The 17030-nt window shown below is 58.5% G+C and carries 12 protein-coding genes and 2 pseudogenes; 7 read left to right on the top strand and 7 right to left on the bottom strand.

Annotated features, from left to right (window positions below; translation table 11 throughout):
- The first annotated feature begins 292 nt into the window (after positions 1 to 292).
- Both NLR35_RS01380 and NLR35_RS01385 read left to right on the top strand, forming a co-directional pair.
- On the top strand, positions 293 to 886 hold the full coding sequence (locus NLR35_RS01380) for a hypothetical protein (protein WP_257164773.1): 594 nt from the start codon (positions 293 to 295) through the stop codon (positions 884 to 886).
- Between the two features lie 69 nt (positions 887 to 955).
- Positions 956 to 1483: a hypothetical protein gene (locus NLR35_RS01385; protein ID WP_257164774.1), complete on the top strand. Its 528-nt coding sequence runs from the start codon at positions 956 to 958 to the stop codon at positions 1481 to 1483.
- Between the two features lie 399 nt (positions 1484 to 1882).
- Here NLR35_RS01385 and NLR35_RS01390 read toward each other — a convergent pair whose 3' ends face one another.
- The 4 genes from NLR35_RS01390 to NLR35_RS01405 all read right to left on the bottom strand — a co-directional run bounded on the left by NLR35_RS01390 (position 1883) and on the right by NLR35_RS01405 (position 6454).
- Positions 1883 to 2542, bottom strand: coding sequence for an HNH endonuclease (locus tag NLR35_RS01390; protein WP_257164775.1), 660 nt, complete (start codon positions 2540 to 2542; stop codon positions 1883 to 1885).
- Between the two features lie 615 nt (positions 2543 to 3157).
- Positions 3158 to 3874 carry a hypothetical protein gene (locus NLR35_RS01395; RefSeq protein ID WP_257164776.1) on the bottom strand — a complete coding sequence of 239 codons (717 nt, stop codon included), beginning with the start codon at positions 3872 to 3874 and terminating at the stop codon, positions 3158 to 3160.
- The gene (locus tag NLR35_RS01400) at positions 3867 to 4646 is read right to left on the bottom strand and encodes a hypothetical protein (RefSeq protein ID WP_257164777.1); all 780 of its coding nucleotides are present in this window, start codon (positions 4644 to 4646) and stop codon (positions 3867 to 3869) included. The genes NLR35_RS01395 and NLR35_RS01400 overlap by 8 nt, the downstream gene beginning before the upstream one ends.
- A gap of 2 nt (positions 4647 to 4648) precedes the next feature.
- Positions 4649 to 6454, bottom strand: coding sequence for a hypothetical protein (locus tag NLR35_RS01405; RefSeq protein ID WP_257164778.1), 1806 nt, complete (start codon positions 6452 to 6454; stop codon positions 4649 to 4651).
- Between the two features lie 144 nt (positions 6455 to 6598).
- Here NLR35_RS01405 and NLR35_RS01410 point away from each other — a divergent pair.
- The 4 genes and pseudogenes from NLR35_RS01410 to NLR35_RS01425 form a co-directional block, all read left to right on the top strand.
- A pseudogene (locus tag NLR35_RS01410) lies at positions 6599 to 6760 on the top strand (type I restriction-modification system subunit M N-terminal domain-containing protein); the annotation flags it as partial.
- Positions 6761 to 7199: 439 nt separating this feature from the next.
- Positions 7200 to 7961: a hypothetical protein gene (locus NLR35_RS01415; RefSeq protein WP_257164779.1), complete on the top strand. Its 762-nt coding sequence runs from the start codon at positions 7200 to 7202 to the stop codon at positions 7959 to 7961.
- Positions 7962 to 8137: 176 nt separating this feature from the next.
- Positions 8138 to 8383: a helix-turn-helix domain-containing protein gene (locus NLR35_RS01420; RefSeq protein WP_257164780.1), complete on the top strand. Its 246-nt coding sequence runs from the start codon at positions 8138 to 8140 to the stop codon at positions 8381 to 8383.
- Between the two features lie 87 nt (positions 8384 to 8470).
- Positions 8471 to 9169 (top strand): helix-turn-helix domain-containing protein, encoded by a 699-nt coding sequence (locus NLR35_RS01425; protein WP_257164781.1) that lies wholly within the window; start codon positions 8471 to 8473, stop codon positions 9167 to 9169.
- A 1006-nt stretch (positions 9170 to 10175) separates the two neighbouring features.
- Here the strand turns inward: NLR35_RS01425 and NLR35_RS01430 are convergent.
- Positions 10176 to 10647 (bottom strand): annotated as a pseudogene (locus NLR35_RS01430) (integrase core domain-containing protein); the annotation flags it as partial.
- Between the two features lie 902 nt (positions 10648 to 11549).
- Between NLR35_RS01430 and NLR35_RS01435 the strand changes: the two are divergent.
- Positions 11550 to 13646, top strand: a complete 2097-nt coding sequence (locus NLR35_RS01435; RefSeq protein WP_257164782.1) for a lipopolysaccharide assembly protein LapB — start codon at positions 11550 to 11552, stop codon at positions 13644 to 13646.
- A gap of 46 nt (positions 13647 to 13692) precedes the next feature.
- Here NLR35_RS01435 and NLR35_RS34290 read toward each other — a convergent pair whose 3' ends face one another.
- Both NLR35_RS34290 and NLR35_RS01445 read right to left on the bottom strand, forming a co-directional pair.
- Positions 13693 to 14481 carry a pyridoxal-phosphate dependent enzyme gene (locus NLR35_RS34290; RefSeq protein WP_374940779.1) on the bottom strand — a complete coding sequence of 263 codons (789 nt, stop codon included), beginning with the start codon at positions 14479 to 14481 and terminating at the stop codon, positions 13693 to 13695.
- A gap of 376 nt (positions 14482 to 14857) precedes the next feature.
- Entirely contained in the window at positions 14858 to 16759 is a 1902-nt protein-coding gene (locus NLR35_RS01445; protein WP_257164784.1) for an SAM-dependent methyltransferase, read from the bottom strand.
- Positions 16760 to 17030: the final 271 nt, after the last annotated feature.

Genomic DNA, 17030 nt, shown 5'->3' on the forward strand with positions numbered 1-17030 from the left:
CACAGACAGTTCTGCGGCCATTCCGTGTTGCAGACCATCTTCTCCATTACGGAGCGGCACCGGCCTCCGAAGGACTTAAGAGGGCGAATTTTCAAAGGAACTGCCCGAGGACCTGCGAAGCATGCTTACGCGACGCTCGGCGCACCCTTCAAGCATCCAAGAAGCAACGCTTATAGGATGCTTCGCGCATGCTTGAAGCACAAGCACCTCGGCGCGAATTATTTTTATGCTCTATTGTTTATTGTACCTACCCAGCATATACCATCGCTAGGTATTGGAGGAGCTTTTGAAAATGGCAAAGTTAATGAAACAAACCATACTACCTTTCGTTCATGAAGTCTTACGGCGCAGGTATGGCCAGCTGACGTTGCTCTCAGGCCAGGGCGTTACCACGGGCGAGCGCGTCGAGTTTGAGCTCGACGGAAACCGTGTCCGCTGCGTGATTAAGGTCAGCTCGGGTGGACGCATCTCATTCGGTAAAAGTGAAGGCAAATGGAGTGGCCTCGACGCCTGCGATTTCGTCGCAATGGTAGCGCCGACGTCGCTGGACGACGACGATCACATCATCAGCTTCTTCGACCAGAGGACGATGAAGCTGGTGTTCGACGCGAACCAGGCGGCGCAGGACGAGGCCGGTATGGGCCACTTGCCGAATTGGGTCGCGCCATTCCATGAAGAAGGGCGCGGTCCCCGTGGCGTCGGAGATGGCTTTGGCGACAAAGCGCTTTGGAGTGAGCCGCTAATTATGGCTTCCACGCCAGCTCCCAGATTAGGGGCTTCCGCAACCAGGACTGTCCGCGCACTCACGATCGCCGAGGCGAAGCAGGGCCTTGCCATGACGTTTGGGGTAGATCCGGATGCAATCGAAATAACAATCCGCGGATAATCGAAACGCCCTTTAGGCGGCTCGCCCGGCAAGGCTCCCTATCAGCAGCTGACTCGAAGGAGAACTGAAGTGCTGAACAATTCTATTTGGACACCCGAAAAGCTCGCGACCAGGTCGCTGGAGGACGTTGAACAAATTCGGGTAAATGCCCTCAGGGCGGACCGGAACGACATCGTAGTGCTTTGCGATTTTGAAATTGCTCGTCGAACCAAAGCGTCTCGCACGGAAAGACGGCCCTTGAGGGGAATTCATTTGATTTGCGAGGGGGCCAGCGGAGTAGTCCACGAGCCAGATGGCACGTTCAGGACGGGCTCATGGGCAATCGCGAAAAAGCATGCCGAGCAGGGAAAAACTGCTGGCATTTATGTGGCTCTTCACGAGAGGCACTCAGAGCTGTCGTATCTCCAAGGCATTATCAAGGATTGGCGCCTCACTCCCCGGGAGTCACTCCGGCCGGGTGAGCAGATCAAAATCGACGAGGGGGTCGAGTTCCTGTTGGATCCACTTCCTGAGCCTTTCCCTTGGCGCGGCAACGGTATCGTTGAAAGGAGCTATTGGTACGGCGATCATGCGGAGGTTTGCGGGCTCTTTGCATGAGTTTCAGTCCCGAGCTCGTTCCGGCGCTCGCTGCGCAACTAAGATGTAAAGTGACTAAGTCCATTTGCCATTCGGACGGAAAACGCGTGTGCCTTTTTCGCAGTCGATCAATGATCGAGCCATGCCACTGCATTTTTGCCTAGGTCGAATAATTTTTCACTCAATGAAGAGCGAGTGCGCAAGTGGACGAAGTGCATCCCAGACCTTGAGACGCGCAAACAGTGGACCTCCGGCAAGACGGCGGAGGGCCACGAGTCCAAGAAGACCTTGATTGGTTGGTTTGAGGCCATGACCCTATCTCTCAAATTCGTCCGAATTTGAGTTGGGCGACTGGATGTCATTCGGCGGGATCGCGGGGAACCGGCGCGGAGGCGGAGCGTCGAACAAAGGCCCTCGTCCCTAATCGGACTCGAGCCGGTGGATCCGTCGGTGGCAAGCTAGAAAGCGACGCTGTGCCTCGGTAGGCGAGTGCCGAAGGCGACCTGATAAGCCCAGAAGCTCACGATCTCGGACGCTGATACGCTTCGATAGGAGCATCGTTCCGTCGTCGGTAAAAGCGAGCAGCCCGCGATCGAAGAGGGCATCAATGTGCGCCGCGAGAAGAAGACCATTTTCAGGATTGAGGCGCTCGTCGTTAGTCGATTCAGACCATGGCTTGACGTGCGAAGCGCGGAGCACGGCCGAGATTTCACAGCCGCTAACTGCGCATGCACTCTGCCAAGTCTTCTCAAGGTCGGCTCGGAATTGTCCCTGGCCGAGCCGGGCAGCGATCAGAGCTTGTCTTGTTGTCGGCTTATTGACCTCTCGCTTTATCTCTTCAATGTCTACCAATATCTGAGGCGACGCGGTCGCAGAATTGCGCCTCTCTTCCAGATGGCTGGCGAGAAGCGGCCACGTGAGCACCTGCCGAAGTGCCTTGGCTTGTGTTTGTGCGCTATCCTTGGGGTTGACGTTGTTGGCGGCCTTTCTAATCACATGACGATCAATTCCACTCGCCCCGGCGAGCCACACGATCCAATCAGTGTTCTCGATCCGATTATAGATCGTGCTTGCAGTCACGCCCTTCCTCACGCGCCCCCTGTTGTAGTTGCCGACCCAATTGACCTAAATCTCTTTGAGAGACTAGCGCCCGACGACACTATCCGAAACCTCTTCTGGCAGTTGTTTCAACGCTTCCAGAAAATCGGTCCGGCTCCACGACGTCGAATTGCTATTGCGAGCCAACTGCCACCTCCGAGATCTTGAGCGAGCCCTAACATGGGGGCCAGTTCCCCCCTCGAATCCAACGGCGTTTCATCAGTGTCAAGCGCCGGCAACCTGCGAGCATTCCCGGAGCAATGCATCATGGATGCTCGGCGTAGTCTCGAAGCACCTTCAAGCGTACTAAAAGCATGCTTCAAGCATACCTCAAGCAATACTTGGCGGCTGTACGCTGTTGGTTTGCCTGCTGGCCACGGGTCTTTCGCGAGCTTCCGGTCGAGACCGCCTTGCTGGAGCTAACCTTATCATAAAGACGCGGTGGCATGACGTGTCGGCGCGTCGGCGGATGGCAGGGTCCCGTACTCGCGCCTCGCTAACTCGATAGGCCCCAACTGAGGCCACCGGTCGAAAAATCCACGCCGATGGAGGCCCGTGCGGCGGACGATATCGCCCTGCTTACACAGACCAATCGGCTTACCGCCATCGCGATCCAAACTCCTCCGGCAAAATCTTCATCAGCCGATCGACCGGCATGTCATGAATGTCGTGGGTGAGGGAGAGCTGATTCGCGATCAGAGCGAGCCGTCGTGGTGATCCGCTTCCCTTCGCGCCGGCGCCCCGGGTGGGTTGCCCGGTTCGCGGATCGGAGTAGAGCCGCGCGGCTGCGCCGACCATGCTAGGGCTTGTGATGACGAATTGCCGGGCGGCCAGTTGATCGAGCAAATAGCTTTGACGGCTGAGCGGGGCGGGATCGTCGCTTCGTCCGATGAGCAAGAATCGGCAGCGATCGCCGTGAGTCTTTACGAGGAACCAGGGCGTGCGGACCAAATGCCGATAATAGATGCGGCTTTCGCTCAGGACGTAAACATAGTCTTTGCGAAGGTTGCGCTTGCCGTCAGCGTCGGCCGGACAGAGTTGCTCGAAATAGACGGCGGCCAACCAGCTCCACAGGCCACGGTCGAAGGAGACTGCCTGCTGGTCTTGGTCGGAGAGCAAGTCTACCAGCGCCATTCCGAATTCGTAGCGGTCCGCGAATGGCTGATTGGGGACCACCGTCGCGCCCGGAAGGCGCTCCACGAACTCGGCCTGATCGAGCAGTTCGTTTGGAACCGATCCGTTTGCGCCGGCCCTGATCCATTTCAGGAACTCCTCCAGCCCGGCTGCGGTAAAGCGCGACAGCGGTCTATCCATGCTCGCTCTCACCCTGCAGGCTTGCGCTGCGGACCAGCTCGGCGAACCGCTTCACCTGGCTAAAGCGGGTGACGGCGTCCTCCACCCAGTCCTGCACCGCGTCCTCATCACCGGTGTCATCCGGCTCGACGTCGACATCGAGCGCGCGCAAGAACTTCCGCCAATCATCGCCCCAATCGTGGTCATCCTCGTCCTCTCCCTCGCTCGGCAGATTCCGGAGCACTTCACGGAGCGCGTGCGGCAGGATCAAGCCTTGGACGAGCGGATCCGTTCGTAGCCGCGTTGCGAGCCCCGGGACGCGGCTGTTGATCACGAGCCAGGGACCGTTACGTTCGTTCAGGTCGACGCGCCACAGCTCCTCGCCGAGATCCGTTTCGCGAAGGCGGAGCAGGGGCTGCCTTTCCGGTGTGTCGGAGGTCTGGCGCGGCCTGATGCCTTCGGCGGAGGCCAGGATGCGGCCGGATTGATCGGCAGCGATGACCAGCAGGCGAAACTGGATGGCGCCTCCGCGATCGATATCCGTCAGCACGAGCTTGGAAGGGATATCGAGTGCGGCAACGGTCCCACACGGAAACCGCATCGATGAGCTGCGGTAGTATGCCTCCAGGGCAACGCGGGCGGCGGGATCGAGGCCGAGCTCTACCAGATCGACCTCTGCCGTTGCCGTGGGGAAGCTGAACCGGTCGAGCGGCGGGGTCAGCTCGATGGTCACGCGATCACGGGTGATGCGTTTGCGGCCGGTCGAGTTCAGGCGGCGCTGCACGGAAACCATGATCAGCTCTGAGCCTCCACGACGAGGTCGCGGTTGACGTCGAAGCCGACGACCTCGATCTTGAAGTCGGCTGATCGGGCGACGATCTCGAGCTCGTTCGGGTCGGTGGGCCAGCAATCGGCATTCTGCTTCTCGATCTTCAGCTCGTTCTTGAAGAAGGTGAAATCGTCGTCGCTGAAGCGCCGGAATGGATTGCCGTTCAGGACATCGTAGGCGCAGCGCAGCTTGATCTTGAACGGAAAGGTCTCGGGAGGGGCCTTGGTGTCGGGTGTCAGCGTGAACCCTCCGGCCTTGCGCTGGATACGAAACGGGTTGGGGCGCGGCGGTGGCAGGTTTGGTGGACGCTCGCTTGCTCCCTTGGGAGCCTTGTCCTTCGGTCGCTGCTGCGGGATCGAGAAGAAGTCGAGCAGAGCCGTCGGGTCCTCGCGCTCGATGCGGTCCGCGACGATGGCGTGGAGCTCGTGAAGGACGTTGCGGATGCGACGCAGGACGAGATGCGGGCTCGTCCAATTGGCGCGCAGCTTCTCGGCGCGCTCGTTCCATTGGGTATGCGCGGGGTTTTCGGCATCGCCCAAAAACTGGCTGACCACTTCATGGTCTGCAACGAGCGCCGCATGGCAGTCCGGCAAATGTGCCTTTTTGCCTTCAGTTGGCACCGTAATCGAACCGCGGACAACTAGGGTCTGCGACCGCTCGCCGGGCGATGACGACCTCAGGAAGAGGTCGACATGCGTCGCCCGCCTGTCGCTTCCCTTGGCCTTCGGGCTGACCGTGAGCGGCGCCCTGATGGACAGCATCTCCCCGGATTTGAATCCCTCCCGCAATTTGGTCGTGAGCTCCTCGCCGAGCTGCTCGCCCGTGATCGGCGCATTTTGCCACCCCTCAGGCAGCGTCACGGTCGGCGGAACGGATCGGAGGGCCTGAAGCTGCCGCACAAAGGAGAGCAGGGACGGCGCGATCGCGTCGCTGCCGAGCTCGGCGGAGACCTGGTCGAAGGTCTCAGCGCTGATCAGGCTGCCATTGACGTCCACGATCAGGCGGCCCGTCAGGATCGGAAAATAGTAGTTCTTCAGTGTCGCCTGGATCAGATGCTTCGCTTCGATATCCGGCAGCACGTAAGGGATGACGAGCGAGAGACCGGTCTGCTCGGTTCGCTCGAGCTGGGCAATCCGTGAAAAGCCGTCGCAGACATTCCTGTCGGTCGACGGCAGGCCCTTCTTGCCGGAGGGCAGGCACCAGAAGCCGACCGAATCCATCTCGACATCACCGAGGCGGTGGTTCTTCAGGATCGCCTGGCCCATCAGGCAGGCGTCTGGACTTGCCGCGCGCCGGGTCAGGCCGACCAGGGTCCTGATCGACGAGGACGAGGAGAATACCAGCTTGCCAAGACCCCAGCGCCCGCCGTCGGCGCCCCTCTTGTTCGAACGCCCGAAGCGACGCCAGAACCCGCAGAATTGGCCGTCGTCCTTGTGCTCGATCGAGCCGAGCAGGCCGGTGGTGGCGAAGTCTTCGATCACCAGGAAGCGCTGGGAGCCGTTGGGCAGCGGCATACGGCAGGCGTCGAGATGCGGCGCCAGACCAGCGAGCAACGAGGAAAAATACTGCCGGCTTTCGGCCGAGCTCGGCTCGACCAGGGCGAAGCGGACGCGGACCGGACCAGATCCGTGGACCCCGGCATCGGTCGAGTTCTGGATGGTCTCGCGAACCAGGGCTTCCGCCAGCACGACCTCGTCGTTGTTGAACTGGTCCTGCTGGGTCAGCTCCTTCTCGCTCGGATCGTCAGAAATGTCCCTGAAGTACCATTCCACCCCGATGATCCCCTTATCGGATTCCCTTGGACGATCCCCTTGAACGGTATTTTTCTCTACGTCAGATTGTGCAAGCTTTTGACATCATGTGCAATATCAAGGTCCAAAACGGGTCTGGACAACCGATTCTGACGAAGGGACGACATGCTGACGGGGGAACTTCGGTCCAAGATCGACAATGTCTGGAATGCGTTCTGGTCGGGCGGCATCTCCAATCCAATCGAGGTGATCGAGCAGATCACCTATCTGCTCTTCATCCGCGGGCTGGACGAGGCGCAGACGCGCGAGGAGAACCGCGCCACCCGGACCACGCCACGACCTGCGTGACCAGTGGTGGGAGGGGCTCACCGTCGGTCGGCTCGGCTAGTCTTGGCCGGCACTCGAGGCTGCCGGGCTCGTGACCTAGCGCGCCTGTCGTAGCTTTTCGCCGTAGATTCCAGACCCCACGATCTTCCGTCGATAGAAAGCACAGTCAGTTCAATGACTTCTTTGCATGGGTAGGGAGGATGATCGTTCCGCTTGCCTCGTCAGATCCAGCTTTGCCTTGTCTGGCTGTTCCCCTATTTGCACTCGATTGTACGAGAGACCATCATAAGGATCATCGGGTTGGGATTGCTTTTGGTCGGGGTGCACCAATGAGCATCGCGCAACTGATAGAACTGGGAGATTTTGGTCCCTTCGACAGAGTCATGCGCCTGGAGGAAGTAAATGCCGCGGGCAAGACTGTCGATCGAGTAACATCGCTATGAGCAAGCGTCGCAAAGAAACCGAATTGCTGCTGATTTCGGAGGCCGTATCGCTGCTTGAGACTGGTATGTACGGCAGCCTAGGACAACCACTGGCGATAACGGAAATCAAGAAACATGATCGGCGGTTATCGGTCGGATTGGGAGCGCGAAGCGAGCACGCCGCGCAGATCGTCATGAAAGCCATGCTAAAAGGTAAGTTGGCAGTTTATGTCCAGCCGCATTCACCTGCAGAACCTGAGCAGCCGCATCTCGAAGTGCCGCTTGATCTCGTCAAAGAGATGATACCGATCCGGGGTGTTCTACCCGACTATGCAGTTCGCCCTGAGAGCTTGGCACGCAAAGCGGACACCCGGGAGCTCGCGGCTGCGATATTGCATTCGGCGTTGTACTTGCGATGCGATCAATTCGACGCATGGTACGAACGATCCAAAAAGATGGGCAATTGGCCAACTCAGCATTCAAGCAAAAAGCCACGGATCGGTCGCCCGTCTAAGGCGCGAGAGTTGAGAGACCGAACTATCGGCCTAGTAAATGGCGGCGAATGGTCTGCTCAGCAGGATTCAATCGCCGCACTGATCAGACGCCTGGATTTGGAAGGCGCGATAAGCCGCCAAACAGTAGAGCGCATGCTTGAGCAGCTTCATAGGGAAACGGGCGATCGCCGCTATTGCACGATTCCCGAAAGGACAGCTGACACTACATGGGGCAGTTTCGAGGAACTGGTGAATACCCGGCGCCGTGAGTCAGGTGAAAAATGACCAAAATTCGCAGCCGGCGACAAGAACTCTTATGTGGCTAATTTATTGATTTTTATTGATTATTCCGTTCCTACGTAAGCTCTATGTGCGCCCCCCAGGTGTGCTCTCCTGATGCGCGTCTCATTGTCCGCTCGCGTAATCTCCAATTCGCGCGAACAACTACGGTAGACGAGCAGATGACCGAAGAAGTCAACAAGATCAATTACCTGCAACTTGGCCCGAACGGATCGTATGTCGCCTCACCGAACGAGGCCATGAACTTTCTAGGGGTTGCTCGCGCCAAGCTTTATGAGCTGATCAAGAACGGCGAGGTCGAGAGCTACAGGGAGGGCGGCGCCCGAAAGATCACCTGGCCGTCGATCCGGGCGCTCATACAGCGCCGCCTCGCGGAGGAGACCGCTCGCCGCCATCGAGCAAGATAAGTAGCGAACAGCCCAACTTGGGCTTGGCTTGCCCACCCGTGCGTGCGGTGAGCATTCTCCTGAGTGACTTCAAGCGAGAGATTTGAAATGAAGGTTGCGAAACGGCGACCGCGTCGCATAGCTGCCGATGAGGCGCACGCATGGGCGCGGAATCTGCGGCTCGGCAACATCCAGGCAAAGATGGTGCTGTCGATGCTTGCACTATATGTCGACGGCGATGGGGTATGCTTTGTTGGCATTCCGACGCTGGCTGAGGATTGCGAATTGTCGGCTGATACCGTTCGGCGCCGGCTGTCGTGGCTCGATGAGATTGGCGCGATCCGCCGGACCGCGCAGTGGCTCGACTCATGTGGGAACCGCAATACCGAAGGGCGCGGCAAACGCACCAGCGACAAGATCAAGCTGCTCTACGACGCCGATCCAGATCCGATCGAAGCGCGGGCGCGCGGCGAACGCGTGCCGAAAGCAACGGCGGGCGCGGTGGCTGTTAGCCCTAGCTGGCTGCCAGGACTAAATCCGAACGGCGCTGAATTTAGCCCTGGCGAGCACCAAGGGGTACTGCCCTTGGTCAGTCCTAAGCCAGGACTCGACCAGACCTCGCACTGCAGCCAGGGGCTAATCTCTGAACCTGAACCTGAATCTTCCCCCTTACCCCCTTCCAAGGGGGACGCTATTCGCATGGATCTGCTGAAGACGAACCGGAAGACTTCGCGGCAGCATGGAGCAGCTATCCGGAACATGGTCGAATGCGACGAGATCTCGCGCTCGCTAGATTTCGGTCGTTAACGCCGGACGAGCAGAAGCTCTGCAGGGCGGCTATCCCGTACTATGCTGCATCGCTGAAGCGGCGCAACATTCAGCCAAGATCATTCCATCTCTGGATTAGATCCAGAGGGTTTTCTGAGTTCCCGAGTGCCAAACTGCAGCAGGAGCAACCGGCGCCGTCAGCGCGTCGTCTCATTCAGGGCGATGAGTTAATTGGATTCGCTGTGGCCATGCGGATCGCGGAAAGACGTGATCCCGTCATAATCAACGATCGGGATCATGGTGCGGGAGTTTGGACTTTACTAGCGCAGCGGCCGGATCTCGTTGCGCTCGCTCAGTTCGCTGACGTTGATCGCGGAAGGTGGACCATCGTCGACGAGGGATCTGAGCCGTATGCAGCTTGGCGTGGTCGGCTCGCTCTGTGGCTCGGCGCCGAGCCAAGGCCGGAGCGCATTCCGACCGAACCGCACAGGCCGGGGGTCCACGACCTGCCAGCGAGCCATCCGGGTTTCAAGCTTCGAAAAGCAAGAATAGGGTTTCTCGTGCCGCGGCTCTGGCCGCCGCGTCCCGACGGATCGTGGCCAGCGGAGACGACATAAACGTGGAGCACTCGATGAGGACATGTCGGCCACGAACCCTGGATTGATGATCCAGTCAATACAGCTATCGTGCGACGGCATCCCTCACGACCTAGTTTGTCAGGCGGCGGGGTGTTAGCGATGCATAGCTGTAGCTCCCCCTTGTGTGTGTTTTGGAAGTCTGCAGTCACCAAGCATCTGAGCGCCGGTGGCGGAGATAGACTCCTCCGCACAAACCGGCTCACGCCGTTGATGTGGCGGGTAATTTCGCTGTTCCGCTTCGTACTCGGATGACCGAACTACGGTCGCGACCTACGCGCGGCAACTAGGGGCTTGTACTCATAAACGTCAGCTTGCCAATGCAAAGCGGAAGTCTCCCTTGAGCGTGATCGGCGCCTGGTGTCCGACGAACGCCGATACTTCTGCTGCAGTGACCTTGCACGCAAGCTTTATCCCGGTCTGAGTTCGTTCGGGCGGCTGGATGTGCCGATCCGGGCGGGGGTAGCGGCGGGAGCTGCCGCGGAGCCTTCGACATCGCGCAGCGCCAGATCCCGACGCGGATTGCAGGTGGCAGCGAACTCGGATGGCGTCTTGCATCCGAGCTGGAGTGCGGCCGAGCGTCGTTATAGTCGGCCCGCCGCTTCCGAGCGCGACGCGGGCCTGGGCGAGCGAGGTGAACAGGGTTTCATTCAGCAATTCATCCCGCAGGCGGCCGTTGAAGCTCACGATGAAGGCGTTCCGCATGGGCTTGCTGGGCGCGATGTCGTGCCAGCCGACCCGGCTCTGATCGGTCCATGTCAGGATGGCATTGCTCGTCAGCTCGCTGCCGTTGTCGCTCACCACCGTTTTGGGCTTGCCACGCTCGCCGACCAGCCGGTCCAGCTCCCGAGCGACCCCGGCGCCCGAGGCCGAGGTCTCGGCAGGAGTCCGACAGGTTGATGGCGGACGGTTTTGGAGCGCGGTTAGCCAAGCGATGTTCAATCTCAGGTCATATGATTGCGCATGTTCAATTCTTGATGATAAACTGCCAGCGGCACTGTGTCTTCTCGCTAGCGCAGCAGCGTATATGGACCAAAGCTTGAGATCATATCGTCACCATTCGCACTATCCAATTGGACCCAGCAGATATGCTACCCGTAGCGCGATGGTTTCTCCTTTCCGTTGCGTTTCTTGTCTTGATGATGTGCGCGGATCTTGGCACATCAACCGCAAAGGCTTGCACTACCTCACTCTCCATCACTGATACCGGAGCGCGAGGGCGAGTAGGGGCTTCAGCCCCTTGTCCGCAACGGTCGCGTGGCGGCTTGAAGGATCGGGCAAGGACGCCGGCGCCGGACAAATCGAACAATGGACCTGCGGAGGCCGGGGCGTCGACATCATGCACCCTGCCGACCTGGCTAAACTCCGACTTTTTCTGGTCGCTTCAGCCTTCCACCGGACCTACTTGCGCAGATACTCGTGCGGCTGGCGTGCAGATCGGACGGCCGTGCCTCGCCATGTCTCGTCAAGACACCTGTCCTCCAAACACCTGCTGCGCGTCTCCCGCCCTCGCTGAGCCATCGACGGTGATTTCCATAGGGATGCCGTCCTCCATATCGCCTGGGACGATCACGCTGGAAAAGATTGCGCTACCTGGCCTTGCTCCAGCCATACTGACCGTCCTTCCCGCGACATCTTACCTTCCCATTCTCATCCAAGCTCCACCTGCGCCGCCAACAAAAATAACCGGCCCGGCTCCGACGGCATCTCCTTCAAGTCAGGATTCAACCCCGACCAGCCGGTCTATACCTCCAGGAGCAGCAGAAATCCTCAAGGCCCAGCAGATGCAGGAGCATGCGGATTTCTTGGGAGCAGAAGGCGTTCTGAGAGATGTGCTGGCGAAAGCTGACCTGCAGAAAGCTCAACAGGATCAGGCGAAATCTCAGCTCAGTGAAGTCATCGCCGCCCATCGGGAAATGATCCAACTGGACGCGATTATGCGTTTGATCGCCGACGGAAGAGCGGATGATGCTTCCAAGCAATTGACAGCCATGCTGGCGAAGGCAACTGACAGACATGTCCTGGACCGCATAGCAAAATTGCTTGCCGATGACGGACCGTGGTGGGGGCGTCCGCCTTGGGCAAAATTGGTGTACTGGCTGCTTGCTGCGCTTCCGTTTGCAATCGCCATAGGGTTAATCCTGCTATTGCGAGGCATATTGTTCTATGCATTTTGGAGCCGCTCAGCCAAGTGGGTGCTTGCCGACGTGAGCGACAGCAGCAACCAGAACGCCAAAAGCATGATTGCCCATTATTTTTCACATTGGGCGGCGCCAAAGCCGGCGTCCGTGACGTCGGGGCTGCTGGTCATGGAGGCATCTGTGCTGCCAGCGGCGATTCCGCCGATCGGCTCTGACGCCCAGCAATATGGTATTGCCGCTTCGCTTAGTTCGAGCGATCTAACCATCTGGGGCGTCAATCTCGGCTCACTTTCGCGCGCCTTTACTGCCATTTTCCGATGGATGGTTCCACAGCCGACAGAGGTGTTGGGAACAGTGTACGTCGACGGCAACAAACGAATCTGTGCGCGGCTCACGGCGCCCTTGCCAGAACGTAACAGGAACCTATATGCTGGGCGGCAGAGAGCCCGGATGGTCACCGTCAGCGCCACAGGTGAGGGGCAGTCGGAAGAGGCTCTTCGTCGTGTGTCCGAAGAGGTCACGTACAAGATGCTTTATGCTTTGGCTCGAGAGGGCGATGTCGGCGTTGCCGAATTCGCAAATGACCTGCGAACCGGACTGGAAGGGTTGAAGTCGTATCTGTCGGCTTCCTCACCGAAGAACGGGCCATCGCCATGGAGCCGGCTCGAAGAGGCACGCGATATTTTCGAGACGGTGCGGAAGGCCCGCCCGGAACTGCTCGAGGCTCATATATTTGAGGGCATCGCACTCGACCTCCTGGAGCGGCACGACGATGCAGCCGCTCATTTTGATCACGTGGAGCGCGAAACTCCGAATGACGCAGCCTTGCACGAGAAGGCGGCATACAACAGCGCGGTGGCGCACCTGCGAAATCTCTATGGGCTCGACCCTATAAATGAGTCCATACAGCGTTTGGAAAGCCTCGTTCGGACGCGCCTCAAGCTGGCTGCAGGCGCGCCGTTTCCCCCAGATCCCCAGGCGCTTGAAGATAAGCCGCTTTTGACACTGGCCCTAGCCACCTTGGCGGACGCTTGGGCCAACCGCACCGTCCAGTGGCGGAAGATCAATCACGTCGTGGCCGTACAGGAGCTCCACAGGATCATCAACGATCATCGGCAGCACGTGGAACAGATAACGGACGTGGTCCAAGCGGTTCTCGACCGCGTATCTGCCAAAGTTGCAGCGGCTCCGGCAGGCGTCGTCGAAGGCTGGTCCCCCGACACACGCAGGCAAGTCGAATGGGCAAAGTTCAATGCGCTCGGCGATTGCTTTCTTTATGCCGCGGTAGAAGCGAAGAAGCTTGCAAGCGAGCAACCGAGCGTTCTCGAAGCGCGCGAATTCGCTGATCTGCGTGTTGGAGATCTTCTGGACCGAGCATTGGACGAGCTCCGAAAATGTGAAATGCTGTTGCCGGCGGGAGTCGAGACGCTCAGCAATATCGGAACGCTCTATCTGGTGCGGGGACAATCCACCGACCTCCCATTGGCTCGCCAGTATCTTCGACGGGCAATCGCGCTAAACCCCCACTACGAATATGCCTATTACCGGCTCGCGCAGTCGTGGGAAAAAGAGAAATGGCGCGAGAAGGTTGTGGAGGTGTTAAAGTCGTGGCCAATTCCTCCGCAAATTCCAAGCTTCAGAAAGATGTTCGTCGAGTATTTTGTAGAGCCGAAATCCGAGTACCCGAACGATACAGATCGCGTAGAAAGGCGAAACGGAGACTTGGCTGACGAGACATAAGTCTGCTCGCGTGTCATTCGGTCTCGCGTAAGACGATGGGCGACTGTTATAGCTCGCTGTCGCGGTGGCCCACCACCCATAAGCAGTCTTCCGGTTTCAGAAAGCTAAGGCATTTTGCCTCGTAGATTGGGTCGAGGGCGACATCGCCCAAATGAGTCCTTTTCGGAGACCGTCTGTAGGGTGACCTCGACTGTCTTAACTGCACGAGGCTGCGCCAACCCGGAGGCGCCAATTGATCAAGGCGGCGCATGGGGTCAGCGCCAACGACAACGCCGATAACTGGCAGGCATCGTTCAATCTCGCTAAGACCAGCGAGAACGCCGGCCAGCGTTACCCCCGATCCAACTGGCACAACAAGGCGTTTGGCGCTGTCCGGAATGTTTATCACCTGCCGTGCGGTGAGTTGAACAGCCTCCGAGCATGCCATTCCAAACGGAATGACGGTCCAGCCTGTTGCCGCGCCATCGTCGAGGGCACGACGATTTATCACTGTGTTATATCCAGCCTGGTGGAAAATGATCTCGGCGCCTAGTTTGCCGGCTCGCGCCAACTCTTGAGTCATGGCGCCGGCCGCGGTATGAATCCGGCAGGGCAAACCAGTTCCTCGCGCTATCGCTGCGACAATAACGCTTTGTGGACTTTGTCTGGCCGCCGCGGTTATCAAACCGCGGTTGGCTCGTGAGGCAAGTGCAAAGCACGCGCGCGCCTTTCCGCCATTGACCCCACATACCGTGAAGTTATCTTCGCGCTTCAGCCAAAATTTGCCGACCCGATCTACGGGCGTAGGTTTCAATAAGTCGGCGTGGACTACACATTGCCCGCACGAGCCCTTCAAATTACAAGCTTCCGTTCGTTCGAGAGTCTATGACGAAAGGCAACTCTATCGCGACATCATTGACAAATGGAGGTACGAGCGAGCCCGAGCGTTGGCTCACTCCTGAAGAGGATGACGATTTCTCCCATCGACAACCATAATGCGAGTCTTCCTGCCCGCGCACTGTTCTGCCACAAAGCGTTTGGCGCTGGCTACCTCATCGAAGGCGCTCTTCTCATCGAGCCACGTCAACGACGTGTCATCAAAAATCTGAACCTTGTAATATATGTGTCGCCGATGCTTTCGCCGAGGCCGCCACTCTTTCTCGTCGGGCATCAAACCTTTCCTTAAAACTGTTAGCGGTTGCCCACCGTGAGCATGAAAATAGTCAACCGGGCTATGCCGCGCCGAAAGCTCGATCGATTAGCAGGTCTATCTCCCTCAATGCGTGACTGAAGTTGATCGAATGGGCGTCCCCGATCATGTTTCTTATGCGTCTGACCCTGTGCCGCAATTTAGCTCGAAGTGAGCTGCCGGCCGATCCGCCATTGCCACGCAACAGTATCGTCGGCACAGGAAAACTGCGAAGATCCGGCGCGCTTATCCGCCCAAAACTTTCCTTATGATACCCCGCGCAATGGGTTCTCACATAACCGGCAGCTGCTCCGGAATTCAAGAGCGCACACAGGATATCTGGGCTAATGTTATCACAAATGATCGTAAAGACGCCATAACGGGACACTGTGTGCAAAGGTGCTATTGCCGCGACGAGGGTGCCGTCTCGGCCGCAGATCTGACGGACGAAGACACGGGGTTGGTGCATGAACGTCGTATGATCACCATGTGACGCCAGCCACGGGCCAATTCGAACATGTTCAGAGATAGCGTCGACGCGAAACGGTGAGACGTGTCGACTGCGGACCACGGGTGTCGTTCCTCTATGAGCGCGCTCAAAGGTAAAGGGGCGGGTTCTGAGATCCTGGCGCGTCTGTTCGGGGTGTCCACGGCCAACACGGTACGGCTCGATTCCCAGCTTTACCGCCGTCACGTCTCCGAGGCGCGTTATCGGCATGGTCGATACGAAGGGCGGCCCGCACGTTGCGATAGGCAACCATGGCGTAGAATCCAGGCGTCTAACTACCTCTTCAGCCAGATAGGTAACCGTTGGTGAACTGCCGTCGCGGACACGTCGCGCGAATGGGTATCGAACGACATGCAGCCGACCCTGCTGCTCTCCGTTCTGTCGACGGCAACCCAACAGAGCGACAGTCTTGACTGTGGCACGCGGAAACGCGCTTTTCGGCAGCAATATGACGTGGTCCATCTGGCAATTCTCCAATAGCTCCGCCCTCAGCTTTGCTGCACTGGCCGCCGTCAGTACCTGAAAGGGGAGGACGAATCCGAAAGGTCGCCCTGGCCGCAATCGCTTCAGTGCTTGTGCCATGAAAGCGATGTAGACATCTCGGTAGCCGGCGTATGGACCGAACCGAACGAGCTTTTCGCTGTCTGCCCCGTCGGTAGCCGCGCCCCAGGGCGGGTTGTTGACCACGCCATCTAGGGGCGCACAGCTGGATAAGACGTCGAAAGCGTCTTGACATCGAAGATCGAACCGAGCACGCGGCAGCGTTGATTGTAATCGGCATGCCCGCAAGAGGTCGGACACAATGGTGGCCGACGCTGGATTCTTGTCGACGCCGCAGAGGACAAGCTCCGCAGACCGGGCCAGAGCATTGCCGTCCCGGCAAGCGGCCAACGATTGTGCTCGAAATGCGATTTCGAGCAGCAAAGGTCCCCCTTCCATACTAGGATCCAATATCCTCACAGGTTCCGGCGTTTGGGTCTGCGAAGATGCCAGCCACCTCCAGATGTGGAACGCCAGCGCCTCGGCGACGAGTGGAGAGGTCGGGTAAGTGGAGTATTCGGTACGGCGCCGGCGGCTGTTAATGAGACGAAGTTTGCCTGTTGAACCCTGGCGAGGCTCCATGTGCATCAGCATGGCGCCGAGCGCACTGGCGTCGCGCAGCACCCATTTTTTCTGATCGAAATTGTCTAGCGAGAGCCCAAGCAGCCGCTGATCGAGACAGCGTTTGACGTATGAAGCGAGCAGGTCTGGCCATTTCTTTGACGAACTAAGCAAAGGCGTCTCGGATAATTCGTCGCGAGCACGACGAAACGCGCTGGTCAGTGACGGTGTCGGCCAACGAAAATCCAACCCAAGAAAAATCGAGCTCGATTGATTCCCGTAGACCGGCGCCTCCAGACTCTGGAGAAAGTCAACAGAATCCGTAGCTTGGTCCATTTAGTTCGCCCCATTTCGGTGATGATTGTAGCTGGAAAACTAATCCCCTAGGGTTGTTTAGTATGATCCCTCGATGTTTACGCTAGACGCTTAGGAACGGGCTCGGGAGATCCACGATCACCCGTCTGGCCGTTCCTTTTGCCGACGTTGGTTCGACCCTTGCGTTTCGCGGCGCGGAAGTTCGACTGGTAAGGGACCTCAGGTAGCTGGTCGGCGGGGCAATCGATCAGGTGCAGATCCAATGGTCGCCGACCCATCGTGGAATTCCGTT

Source organism: Bradyrhizobium sp. SRS-191 (assembly GCF_024586915.1).
Taxonomy (GTDB): Bacteria; Pseudomonadota; Alphaproteobacteria; order Rhizobiales; family Xanthobacteraceae; genus Bradyrhizobium.